The following is a 13,005-nucleotide window of genomic DNA, read 5'->3' as shown; positions in this document are numbered from 1 at the left end:
TATACGTAGACTCCTGCGGGATGATAAAGCCAAAGGTGAGACCCCGCAGTAGCGAAGCGTGCGAGGAGGCTCACCGGCTTCCCGCGGAAAGCGTAGTATATTTCAGGAGCGGTGTCGATGTTTCTTTTTTTACGTATTGCTTCTAGTGTGAAAGCAATAAGAGTGAAACGATTATTAAAGCATTCTAGACAAGTATTGCTTGACTCTCAACAGAAAGGTATAATGAAAAATAGTGTACATTGTACGACATTGTAGGAGTGATGGCATGAATAATGAACAACGATTAGACCGTCAGTCGCGAATCCGCAATTTTTCAATTATTGCCCATATCGACCACGGAAAATCAACACTAGCAGACCGAATTCTTGAGAAAACAGGTGCATTGACACAGCGTGAGATGAAAGAACAAACGCTTGATGCAATGGATTTAGAGCGTGAGCGAGGAATTACTATTAAATTAAATGCAGTCCAACTTACTTACAAAGCTAAGGACGGCGAAGAATATATTTTTCATTTAATTGATACCCCTGGACACGTCGACTTCACGTATGAGGTTTCACGGAGTCTTGCGGCCTGTGAAGGAGCTTTATTAATTGTTGATGCTGCTCAAGGAATTGAAGCTCAAACATTAGCGAATGTCTACTTGGCTCTTGATAATGATCTTGAAATTCTACCTGTTATTAACAAGATTGATTTACCAAGTGCTGAACCTGATCGTGTGAAGCAGGAAGTGGAGGATGTAATTGGGCTTGATACATCTGATGCGGTTTTAGCTTCGGCAAAGAATGGGATTGGAATTGAGGAGATTCTTGAACAAGTGGTAGAAAAGGTTCCTGCACCTACAGGAGATCCTGCTGCACCACTAAAAGCATTAATCTTTGATTCACTCTATGACTCGTATCGTGGTGTCGTTTCCTTTATACGAATTGTTGAAGGAACTGTGAAGCCAGGTCAAAAAATTAAGATGATGGCGACGGGGAAAGAGTTTGAGGTTAATGAAGTTGGAGTATTTACCCCGAAAGCTGTACCGAGGGATGAACTGACAGTCGGAGATGTTGGCTTCTTGACTGCAGCAATTAAAAATGTTGGCGACACACGTGTTGGTGATACAATTACCAATGCAGTGAATCCAGCACCGGAGGCTTTACCAGGTTATCGTCGAATGAATCCGATGGTATACTGTGGTTTGTATCCAGTTGATACAAATGATTACAATGATTTACGTGAAGCCCTAGAGCGATTAGAGTTAAACGATGCCTCATTGCAATATGAACCGGAAACGTCGCAGGCACTTGGTTTTGGTTTCCGTTGTGGGTTCTTAGGATTACTCCATATGGAAATCATTCAAGAACGTATTGAACGTGAATTCAATATTACGCTTATTACAACAGCACCAAGTGTTGTGTATAAGGTACTTGCTACAAATGGAGATGAGATTCAGATTGATAATCCTTCCAACATGCCTGATCCACAAAAGATCGAACAGGTGGAAGAACCTTATGTGAAATCTAAGGTCATGGTTCCAAATGAATATGTAGGATCAGTTATGGAACTCTGTCAGCGTAAGCGTGGTATCTTTATTGATATGCAGTATCTAGATGATATCCGTGTTCAAATCGTTTATGAGATCCCTTTATCTGAAATTGTCTATGATTTCTTTGATCAATTAAAATCAAATACAAAAGGGTATGCTTCCTTTGATTATGAGTTAATTGGCTACAAGCCATCAAAACTTGTGAAAATGGATATTCTTTTAAATGGTGAGACTGTTGATGCACTTTCGATCATTGTTCACCGTGATTTTGCCTATGAGCGTGGAAAAGTAATCGTTGAGAAATTAAAAGAGCTTATTCCTAGACAGCAATTTGAAGTGCCGATTCAAGCAAGTATTGGTCAAAAAATTATTGCCCGCTCAACCATTAAAGCGATTCGTAAAAATGTTCTAGCAAAATGTTATGGTGGAGATATTTCACGTAAACGTAAATTACTTGAGAAGCAAAAAGAAGGTAAGAAGCGTATGAAATCTGTTGGAAATGTCGAAGTTCCACAAGAAGCATTTATGGCAGTGTTACGAATGGAAGATTAATGTAGAAGGGGGTGTTCTAGAAGGTGAAATAACCTTTTAGGGCACCCTCTAAGTTTTCTAAGAAGGAGGGCACCCCATGATTCAAGCAGCGTATGTCCATATCCCCTTTTGTGAACATATATGTTACTACTGTGATTTCAACAAAGTCTTTTTGAAAAACCAACCTGTTGATGAGTATATAGATGCACTGCTTCTAGAGATGGATAGAACGATGAGAGAGCAACCAACTGATAGATTGAAAACAGTCTATATTGGTGGGGGAACACCGACGGCACTTACTGCCGAGCAATTAACAGTCCTCCTAAAAGGGATGGCGAAAATCCTACCGCTAGATGACGTACTTGAATATACAATTGAAGTGAATCCGGATAGTATTGAAGAGGACAAACTAGTAGTGTTAAAGGAATTTGGTATTAACCGACTTAGTATGGGTGTGCAAACATTTGATGATGAACTTTTGAAGGAAATAGGACGTACCCATACAAACCAGAGTGTGGAACAGGCAATTGAACGTTGTCGTAGGGTAGGCTTAGACAATATTTCTATCGATTTAATGTTTGGACTTCCTAAGCAAGATCCCAATCATTTCCGGGACACGATCGACCGAGCTATTCAATTAGGAGTAGAACATATTTCAGCTTACTCATTAAAGATCGAAGAAAAGACAGTCTTTTTTAATCGTCAACGAAAAGGAAAGCTAACATTACCTCCAGAAGATGATGAGGTAATGATGTATCAGGATTTATTAAAGCTGACAGCAGATGCCGGTCTTATTCAGTATGAAATCAGTAATTTTGCTAAAAAAGGTTACGAAAGCAAGCATAATCTTTATTATTGGAATAACGAAGGGTATTATGGTTTTGGAGCTGGTGCCCATGGCTATATTGATGGATATAGACATCAAAATCATGGTCCCATCCCAAAATACCTACAGGCGATTAATGACAAAATTGCCCCCATACTAACGAAACACCAAGTGACAAAGATCGAGCAAATTGAGGAAGAAATGTTTATGGGGTTAAGGAAGCGTGAGGGAGTTAATAAGACTGCTTTTTCAAAGAAATACGGAATAACAATGGATAAATGTTTTTCAACACAAATAAAAGAGCTAGAAAAACGAGGCTTGTTACGCCAAGTAGATGATCAAGTTCAGTTAACTGAACATGGTTTGCTTCTAGGAAATGAAGTCTTTGAACAGTTTATTGCTGTTTTAAATGAAGAAAACGTAGAATAATTAGGCTTTGATGATTGACAAAAGTGAGCCCATTTGGTAATTTATCATTAGATTTAGCACTCGAACAAGAAGAGTGCTAACAGAGGTGATGAGGGGATGTTAACAGAGAGACAATTGTTAATTTTACATGCTATTGTTGATGATTATATCCGTTCTGCGGAGCCAGTTGGTTCAAGGAGTATTTCTAAAAGAGAAGACATTACATTTAGTCCAGCGACAATTCGTAATGACATGTCTGATTTAGAGGAACTAGGTTTCTTAGAGAAACCCCATAGTTCTGCAGGTCGTATACCTTCACAGAAGGGCTACCGTTACTATGTTGACCATTTGTTACTACCTCAAAGATTAACTGCTGACGAAAGATCCAATATTCGTTCGAGCTTTAATGAACGGATGCGGGAGGTAGAGGAAGTTATTCAGCATTCAGCTCGAGTCCTATCAAATATGACAAGTTATATCTCGCTTGTCCTTGGTCCTGAGATGTTTGAGGCTTCATTGCGGAATATTCAAATTATCCCGCTTAGTAAGGAGTCCGCTATTTTTATTTTAGTGACTGATACAGGTCGTGTTGAAAATCAAACAATCGCAATCCCAGAAGGAATTGAAGCTGCGGACCTTGAAAGAACGGTAAATATATTAAATGAACGTCTTATGGGTGTTCCGTTATATAAGCTTCGTACGAAACTTCAGACGGAGGTTGCAAATGTTCTTCGGGCACATGTCCAAAACTATGAGCATGTTGTTCAAGCACTTGCCTCTTCATTTGATATTGATAAAGCAGAAAAGGTTTTCTACAGTGGAAAGACGAACCTACTTACTCAACCAGAATTTCGTGATGTAGAGAAGGTTCGGATGTTGCTTAATATGCTTGAAGAAGACGACATGATGCATCAAATATTAAGAAAGCCCCAGTCAGGAATTCAAGTAAAGATTGGGCATGAGAACAATCTTGAAGCTTTTGATCATTGTAGTTTAATTACCGCTACCTACTCAATAAGTGGAAAGCATATGGGTACAATAGGGATACTTGGCCCCACTAGAATGGAATACCGAAGAGTAATTGGTGTTGTTGATACATTATCAAAGGATTTAACAAAGATCTTGACGAAGTTGTATCAGGGTAGTTAGAAATGGTAATATTGACAATTAGTGCTTACTAATTGTCAACTACATAGATGTTTTTTAATTTTATTAGGAGGTGAAATAAATGACAGAAAAAGAGACGCAAACATTAGCAGAAGAGCAAGCAGAGGAAACAACTGATGTTGAAGAAAGTGTTGAAAATGAGCAAGTTGTAGAAGAAGTAGAGGTTCAAACTACTGAAGCAAAGCTAGAAGCTGAGGTCGCTGAGCTGACAAATCGCCTTCTTCGTGCTCAAGCTGATTATGATAACTTTAGACGCCGTTCTCGTGAAGAAAAGGAAGCGGCAGCGAAATATAGATCACAAACGGTGATAGAAGCCCTTCTCCCAGTCATTGATAACTTTGAACGAGCCCTTCTAGTAAAGCCGGAAGCGGAAGAAGCAAAATCTCTTCTTCAAGGGATGGAAATGGTCTATCGTCAGTTTCAAGATACATTAAAAAATGAAGGTGTCGAAGTCATTAAAACAGTTGGAGAAGCATTTGATCCACATGTTCATCAAGCCGTTATGCAAGTAGAAGAGGCTGGGTTTGAATCAGGTCATGTTGTGGAAGAATTACAAAAGGGTTATAAATTAAAGGATCGGATTCTACGACCAGCAATGGTGAAAGTGAACGCATAGATCCTTTACATAAAAAAATCAATAGTAATTAAATGGAGGAACTAAATCATGAGTAAAATCATTGGAATTGACTTAGGTACGACAAACTCTTGTGTCGCTGTTATGGAAGGCGGGGAAGCAACGGTTATCCCGAATCCTGAAGGAAACCGTACAACACCTTCTGTTGTAGCATTTAAAGACGGTGAGCGTCTTGTAGGTGAAGTAGGGAAACGTCAAGCAATCACGAATCCAAACACAATTATGTCGATTAAGCGTCATATGGGTACGGATTATAAGGAAACAGTTGAAGGAAAAGAATACACACCACAAGAAATTTCTGCGATTATTCTTCAAAAGTTAAAGTCAGATGCAGAAGCATATCTTGGTGAAACAGTTACAAAAGCTGTTATTACTGTTCCAGCATATTTTAATGATTCCCAGCGTCAAGCAACAAAGGATGCAGGGAAAATAGCTGGTTTAGAAGTTGAGCGTATTGTCAACGAGCCTACAGCTGCTGCTCTAGCATATGGTCTTGAAAAAGAAGAAGACCAAACGATTCTTGTATACGACCTTGGTGGTGGTACATTTGACGTTTCAATCCTTGAGCTTGGCGATGGCTTCTTTGAAGTAAAAGCAACATCTGGTGATAATAAGCTTGGTGGAGATGACTTTGACCAAGTAATTATTGATCATCTTGTTGAGCAATTTAAGAAGGATAATGGTATTGACTTAGCTCAAGATAAAATGGCTATGCAACGCTTGAAGGATGCTGCTGAGAAAGCTAAGAAAGACCTTTCAGGTGTTACACAAACTCAGATTTCTCTACCGTTCATTACAGCTGATGCAACAGGTCCTAAGCATTTAGAGCTAAGCTTAAGCCGTGCTAAATTCGAAGAGCTTTCTGCAGATTTAGTTGAGCGTACACTTGCTCCAACACGTCGTGCTCTTTCTGATGCTGGTCTATCTGCAAGTGAAATTGATAAGGTTGTACTTGTTGGTGGATCGACTCGTATCCCAGCAGTTCAAGCTGAAATTAAGAAGTTAACTGGTAAAGAGCCTCACAAAGGTGTAAATCCAGATGAAGTTGTGGCACTTGGTGCAGCGGTTCAAGCAGGTGTGTTAACTGGTGATGTTAAGGATGTTGTCCTTCTTGACGTAACGCCGTTATCACTTGGTATTGAAACAATGGGTGGCGTATTTACGAAGCTAATTGAAAGAAATACGACAATCCCGACTTCAAAATCACAAACATTCTCAACTGCTGCTGATAATCAGCCATCTGTTGATATTCACGTATTACAAGGTGAGCGTGAAATGGCTGCATATAATAAGACACTTGGTCGTTTCCAATTAACTGACATTCCACCAGCACCACGCGGTGTTCCACAAATCGAAGTTACATTCGACCTTGATGCAAATGGTATTGTGAATGTTAAGGCGAAAGATCTTGGTACAAATAAAGAGCATTCAATCACAATTACTTCGTCTTCAGGTCTATCTGATGAAGAAATTGAAAAGATGGTTAAAGATGCTGAAGCGAATGCTGAAGAAGATAAGAAACGTCGTGAAGAAGTTGAACTTCGTAACGAAGCTGATCAGCTAGTGTTCACAACTGAGAAAACACTTAAAGATTTAGGTGAAAGTGTTGAACAAGAAGAGAAAGAAAAAGCTGAAGCGGCTAAAGACAAGCTGAAGCAAGCGATTGAATCAGATAATATTGATGAGATTCGTACAGCTAAAGATGAGTTACAAGAAATCGTTATGGCTCTATCAACAAAGATGTATGAGCAAGCGGCTCAAGCAGCTCAAGCTGCACAAGGAGCTGAAGGCGCTGGTACTGAAAATGCAGACGATAATGTTGTTGATGCAGAGTACGAGGAAGTAAAAGAAGAAGAGAAAAAGTAATACGGATTAATGTAGAAAAGTCAAAGTCAGATAGATGGCTTTGACTTTTTCTACGATAGCATACCAAAAAGAGGATAACAGTTCTTCTATTCTATATCTTGCAGACTTGGTTGAGATGATGATAAGATGAACGTTATGGAATAGAGTCGGGAGTGGATGACATGAGTAAAAGAGATTACTATGAAGTCCTTGGTGTCGATCAAAATGCTTCTGTGGATGAAGTGAAGAAAGCGTACCGAAAATTGGCACGTAAATATCATCCAGATGTTAACAAGGAAGCGGACGCTACGGAGAAATTTAAAGAAGTAAAAGATGCCTATGATACGTTAAGCGATCCTCAAAAGAAATCACATTATGACCAATTTGGTCATACAGATCCAAATCAAGGATTTGGTGGCGGAGACTTTGGTGGTGGCGGTTTTGGTGATATTTTCGATATGTTCTTTGGTGGAGGTGGACGTAGAAATCCAAACGGACCTCGTCAAGGTGCAGATCTACAGTACACAATGACCCTTGATTTTAAAGAAGCTGTATTCGGAAAAGATACTGAAATAGAGATACCACGTGAAGAAACATGTGAAACATGTACAGGAACAGGAGCAAAGCCAGGAACGAAACCTGATACTTGTACACATTGTGGTGGTTCTGGTCAATTAAATGTTGAACAAAATACCCCATTTGGACGTGTTGTTAATCGACGTGTTTGTCACCATTGTGAGGGTAAAGGAAAGATCATCAAGCAAAAGTGTTCGACTTGTGCAGGTAAGGGGAAAATTAGAAAGCACAAGAAGATCAGCGTGAAGGTTCCAGCTGGAATTGATCATGGCCAACAGCTACGTGTGTCTGGTCAAGGTGAAGGTGGATCCAATGGTGGCCCTCCAGGTGATTTATATGTTGTGTTTAATGTTAAGCCGCATGAGTTCTTTGATCGTGAAGGTGACGATATTTACTGTGAAATGCCATTAACATTTGCACAAGTGGCACTTGGTGACGAAATTGAAGTTCCAACGTTAAATGGTAAGGTCAAACTGAAAATTCCTGCAGGGACACAAACAGGAACGAATTTCCGTTTGAGAAACAAGGGTGTTCCTAATGTTCATGGTAGAGGTCAAGGGGACCAGCATGTCAAAATTCGTGTAGTCATTCCTAAGAGTTTAACTGAAAAGGAAAAAGACTTAATTAGAGAATTCTCAGAAATGACAGGTGGTCAACCTGATGAACAAAATGATGGTTTCTTTGCTAAGGTAAGGCGCGCTTTTAAAGGAGATTAGTATTTTTATTAGGAGATGGAGTTGGTCAATATGATGAAATGGTCGGAATTTAGCATTCATACGACAGAGGAAGCACTTGAGCCTGTTTGTAATATCTTACACGAAGCAGGTGCAAGTGGTGTGGTGATAGAGGATCCCAAAGATTTGGTGAAAGAATGGGGCGATCGCTTCGGTGAAATATATCAACTCTCTCCTGATGATTATCCAGAGGAAGGCGTCATGATCAAAGCTTATTTTCCAGTTAATAGCTTCTTAGCTGAAACGGTTGATGAAATTAAAGAATCAATTAAAGGGTTACTTGACTATGATATTGATCTTGGACATCACAAGATTCAGTTAATAGAGGTTGATGAAGAGGAATGGGCGACAGCTTGGAAAAAGTACTATAAGCCAATCAAGGTTTCAAGCTCAATTACGATTACTCCTACTTGGGAAGAGTATCAGCCGAGTGAGGGTGAAATGATTATTGAGCTTGACCCTGGTATGGCATTTGGGACGGGAACTCACCCAACGACCGTTCTTTGTATACAGGCCCTTGATAAGCTAATCCAAGGCGGCGAAGAGGTTATTGATGTTGGTACTGGTTCTGGTGTATTAAGCATCGCTGCGGCAAAGCTAGGTGCGAAAAAGGTAATGGCACTTGATCTTGATTATGTTGCCGTTGAAAGTGCACAGTTAAATGTGAAATTAAATGATGTACAAGATGTCGTCTCAGTGAAAGAGAACAATCTGCTTGAGGGGATTGAAGGGACATGCGACATCGTTGTAGCAAATATATTGGCAGAGGTTATTGTGCGTTTTGTTCAAGATGCGGCAGCGATTCTTAAACCAAATGGAGCGTTTATTACATCTGGAATTATTAAACGAAAAAAAGAAGATGTAAGACAAGCTCTCATCGACGGTGGCTTCACAATTGAGGAAGTAGTTGAGATGGAAGACTGGGTGGCTTTTGTTGCACGAAGAGGATAGAGAGGTAGCTAGGTATGCAACGTTATTTTGTTGAGCGTGAGAATATGACAGAAGACATTGTTATCGTCACTGGTGAAGATGTTAAGCATATTACAAAGGTCATGAGAATGAACATCGGTGATGACATCATATGTAGTAATAATCAATCACGGACCGTTCGCTGTCAATTAGTTGAGTATTCTGATACTGAAGTTAGAGCAAGGGTTATTGAGGAACTGATGCCAAACACAGAACTTCCGATAAAGGTTACGATTGCTCAAGGGTTACCAAAAGGAGATAAGTTAGAACTGATTATCCAAAAGGGGACTGAACTCGGGGCGAAGAGCTTCATCCCATTTGCTGCGGCAAGATCGATTGTAAAATGGGACCAAAAAAAGTCACATAAGAAGATAGAGCGTTTAGAGAAGATTGCGAAAGAAGCGGCAGAACAATCATATCGCGAACAAATACCAACAATATCTGATGTGAAGTCACTGCACCATCTAATTAATCATTCGCTCTCATACGATGCGATCATTGTTGCATATGAAGAGGCAGCAAAAAACGATGAGCAATCGAAATTTGTGCAAACATTAAATGGCTTAACAACGGGTCAGAGTATTTTAGTGATTATTGGTCCTGAAGGTGGGCTAACTTCTGAAGAAATCACATATTTAAAGGAACAAGGTGCTACAATCTGTGGTTTTGGTCCAAGAATTTTACGAACTGAGACCGCGGCACTATATGCTTTATCCGCGATTTCGTACCATTTTGAATTAATGAGGTGAGAATATGCCTACTGTTGCCTTTCATACACTAGGTTGTAAAGTAAATCATTATGAAACAGAAGCGATATGGCAACTGTTTCAAAAAGAAGGCTATGAGAAGGTTGACTATGAAGCGACCTCTGATGTTTATGTAATCAACACATGTACTGTGACGAATACAGGGGATAAGAAAAGCCGTCAAGTCATTCGACGTGCTATTCGTAAAAATCCTGATGCTGTTATTTGCGTTACAGGGTGCTATGCGCAAACATCACCTGCTGAAATTATGGCTATTCCTGGGGTCGATATTGTTGTCGGTACACAAGACCGTGTGAAAATGCTTGAGTACATTGAAGAATTTAAAACAAAGCGTGAGCCGATTAATGGAGTAGGGAACATTATGAAGTCACGAGTTTATGAGGAATTAGATGTTCCAGCTTTTACAGACCGTACTCGTGCATCACTTAAAATACAAGAAGGCTGTAACAATTTCTGTACATTTTGTATTATTCCTTGGGCTCGTGGGTTGATGCGTTCTCGTGATCCGCAAGAGGTTATCAAGCAAGCCAAGCAATTAGTTCATGCTGGATATAAGGAAATTGTCTTAACAGGTATTCACACAGGTGGTTATGGTGAAGATCTAAAGGATTATAGTCTAGCACGTTTACTAGAAGACCTCGAACATGTAGATGGTCTGAAGCGAATCCGTATTTCGTCAATTGAAGCCAGCCAATTAACAGATGAAGTCATTAATGTTATTGATCGATCAGAAAAGGTTGTTAGGCATTTGCATATACCACTTCAATCAGGTTCTGACACGGTTTTAAAGAGAATGCGTCGCAAATATACAATGGAATTCTTTGCTGAACGATTAGAAAGACTTAAAGAAATTATGCCTGGTTTAGCAGTAACCTCTGACGTTATTGTCGGTTTTCCTGGTGAGACTGAAGCTGAATTTGAGGAAACCTATCAATTTATTGCAAAGCATCAATTTAGTGAGCTGCACGTATTTCCTTACTCGAAAAGAACGGGAACTCCTGCAGCACGTATGAATGAGCAGGTTGATGAAGATGTGAAAAATGCACGTGTTCATCGATTAATCGAATTATCAAATCAACTAGCAAAAGCATATGCTTCTAATTTTGATGGTGAGGTTCTTGAAATGATTCCTGAAGAAAAGGATAAGGATCAACCGGATAGTGGAATGTATATAGGCTATACGGATAACTATCTTAAAGTTAAGATTCCAGCTACTGAAGAGATGATTGGGAAGCTAGTAAAAGTGAAAATCACTCAAGCGGGTTACCCTTATAATCAAGGAGAATTTGTTCGTATCCTAGAAGATGAACCAGTGAAGCAAGCTGTTACTATTTAAAGAACATGAACTACTTTGCTCATGATTAGCCTGTTGAATGTCTCAAAACGAGACGTTCGATAGGCTTTTTTTGATTGATAATGGAGTTTAGTTGAGGGATATATGTTGATCCACACTTAGAAATGTCTAGGTTTGAGCACTATTTTCCTCTTCGATACTATAGTGCTTGTAGCTAGGAGCTTAAATTCTTAGGGATACTGAATTGTCTTTTGCTCAAGGTTCTCGTTTGTTTTTAACGTGACTGAATACGTTGTGATTAAGCACTTCCTTTATAGCGACTATCTCGTAAAGGACAGCCCCTGCATTTCTCCACATTTAAGCAGTAATTAAATAGAGTATTGGGAATTTGTTCTCACGGGATTTTTTTTTAGATAATGGTTCAAAGTAAACTGTTGATGATAAGAATTCAATTAAGAAAATGGCTATAATTGACTAACTGCTCTAATCCAAATCCCAAAAATTATACTATTCTCTTGGTATTCATTGTTATTGTAAGAGCAGAGAAATTCGATCTACCTTTCATCAAAGCGGACGGGATGGGTGGGCCGACTCCTGCAGGAAGAAAGGGCAGGTTGAAATCCACCGGCACAGCCGGTTAGTTCAACGCCCTCCGGCGGGTTTGTGCCCCCCATCCCGGTAGCGTGTTCGAAGCGACTTTTCACGATCAGACACTTAAATGCCAATAACCTGTTTGCCCTGAAAAATGAACTTTTTTTAGTGGTAGACTTTCAGAAAATGAAACATAATGGCTTTTTGCTACGTTCTGTACAGGTTATTTTGCTGATTGGCTTTTCTTTTTTTCGAGAAAAATTCAAAAAAATTCATGAAGACTGTTCCGCTATTTCTTCTTTTGCATAGGCTGTGTGTATACCTAATCAATAGGAGGTCTTTATCATGAATCATTACGATCATCAACATTCCGTACATCCATTTTTTATGAACACAGGTGCTAACCACGGTGAGTATCAGCAACCAGACTATCCAAATTTCGAAGGTCCACTACCAGGTCCAGGTCATCAGCAACCAGACTATCCAAACTTCGAAGGTCCACTGCCAGGCCCAGGCCATCAGCAACCAGGCTATCCAAACTTCGAAGGTCCACTGCCAGGCCCAGGCTACCAGCAACCAGGCTATCCAAACTTCGAAGGTCCACTGCCAGGCCCAGGCTACCAGCAACCAGGCTATCCAAACTTCGAAGGTCCACTACCAGGCCCAGGCTACCAGCAACCAGGCTATCCAAACTTCGAAGGTCCACTACCAGGCCCAGGCTATCAACAACCAGGCTATCCGAACTTCGAAGGTCCACTGCCAGGCCCAGGCTACCAGCAACCAGGCTATCCAAATTTCGAAGGTCAATTTCCAGGAGCAGGTTATCAACTGCCTGGTCACTCGAATTTCGGAGGTCCACTAGCAGGCCCAGGTTATCAGCAACCAAGCTTTCAAAATAATTGGGGACAAATGCCGGCTCAAGGATACCCATTTGGTGGAAATCAACCAACATTTTCTCCACAGTATGGAGGGCAAGGTCCTTTAAATTATCAATATGCTGAAGTAGAGGATTTTGATTAATAACTAAACAAATAAAAATACCTAAGGTCATTGGACTTTAGGTATTTTTTTATTCGACTTCACCAGGTTGGTCAAAAAAAGCATCCGTCGGCTCGTAACTGAATAATTT

General features: G+C 40.0%; 11 protein-coding genes. All 11 read left to right on the top strand.

The features are described from left to right. The first annotated feature begins 117 nt into the window (after positions 1-117). Positions 118-255 (top strand): hypothetical protein, encoded by a 138-nt coding sequence (locus J7W16_RS09255; RefSeq protein ID WP_210597006.1) that lies wholly within the window; start codon positions 118-120, stop codon positions 253-255. Positions 256-265: 10 nt separating this feature from the next. After that, positions 266-2,086, top strand: a complete 1,821-nt coding sequence (gene lepA / locus J7W16_RS09250; RefSeq protein WP_210597005.1) for a translation elongation factor 4 — start codon at positions 266-268, stop codon at positions 2,084-2,086. A gap of 76 nt (positions 2,087-2,162) precedes the next feature. Beyond that, positions 2,163-3,320 carry a radical SAM family heme chaperone HemW gene (gene hemW, locus J7W16_RS09245; RefSeq protein WP_210597004.1) on the top strand — a complete coding sequence of 386 codons (1,158 nt, stop codon included), beginning with the start codon at positions 2,163-2,165 and terminating at the stop codon, positions 3,318-3,320. Between the two features lie 96 nt (positions 3,321-3,416). Further along, positions 3,417-4,448, top strand: a complete 1,032-nt coding sequence (hrcA, locus tag J7W16_RS09240; RefSeq protein WP_210597003.1) for a heat-inducible transcriptional repressor HrcA — start codon at positions 3,417-3,419, stop codon at positions 4,446-4,448. A gap of 79 nt (positions 4,449-4,527) precedes the next feature. Then, on the top strand, positions 4,528-5,082 hold the full coding sequence (gene grpE / locus J7W16_RS09235; RefSeq protein ID WP_210597002.1) for a nucleotide exchange factor GrpE: 555 nt from the start codon (positions 4,528-4,530) through the stop codon (positions 5,080-5,082). A gap of 48 nt (positions 5,083-5,130) precedes the next feature. Next, positions 5,131-6,966: a molecular chaperone DnaK gene (gene dnaK, locus J7W16_RS09230; protein ID WP_210597001.1), complete on the top strand. Its 1,836-nt coding sequence runs from the start codon at positions 5,131-5,133 to the stop codon at positions 6,964-6,966. A 161-nt stretch (positions 6,967-7,127) separates the two neighbouring features. Continuing rightward, positions 7,128-8,237 carry a molecular chaperone DnaJ gene (dnaJ, locus tag J7W16_RS09225; protein ID WP_210597000.1) on the top strand — a complete coding sequence of 370 codons (1,110 nt, stop codon included), beginning with the start codon at positions 7,128-7,130 and terminating at the stop codon, positions 8,235-8,237. Positions 8,238-8,270: 33 nt separating this feature from the next. Next, positions 8,271-9,206, top strand: a complete 936-nt coding sequence (gene prmA / locus J7W16_RS09220; protein ID WP_210597229.1) for a 50S ribosomal protein L11 methyltransferase — start codon at positions 8,271-8,273, stop codon at positions 9,204-9,206. Between the two features lie 14 nt (positions 9,207-9,220). Beyond that, entirely contained in the window at positions 9,221-9,973 is a 753-nt protein-coding gene (locus tag J7W16_RS09215; RefSeq protein ID WP_210596999.1) for a 16S rRNA (uracil(1498)-N(3))-methyltransferase, read from the top strand. Positions 9,974-9,977: 4 nt separating this feature from the next. Beyond that, entirely contained in the window at positions 9,978-11,327 is a 1,350-nt protein-coding gene (gene mtaB, locus J7W16_RS09210; RefSeq protein WP_210596998.1) for a tRNA (N(6)-L-threonylcarbamoyladenosine(37)-C(2))-methylthiotransferase MtaB, read from the top strand. Positions 11,328-12,221: 894 nt separating this feature from the next. Then, complete coding sequence (locus J7W16_RS09205; protein ID WP_210596997.1) at positions 12,222-12,896, top strand: chromosomal replication initiator protein DnaA; 675 nt, start codon at positions 12,222-12,224, stop codon at positions 12,894-12,896. The last annotated feature ends 109 nt before the right edge of the window (positions 12,897-13,005 follow it).

It is taken from the genome of Halalkalibacter suaedae, from assembly GCF_017939705.1.
Lineage (GTDB): Bacteria > Bacillota > Bacilli > Bacillales > Bacillaceae_D > Halalkalibacter > Halalkalibacter suaedae.
The sequence above is the reverse complement of the archived record's forward strand: the minus strand, read 5'-3'. Positions and strand labels throughout refer to the sequence as shown.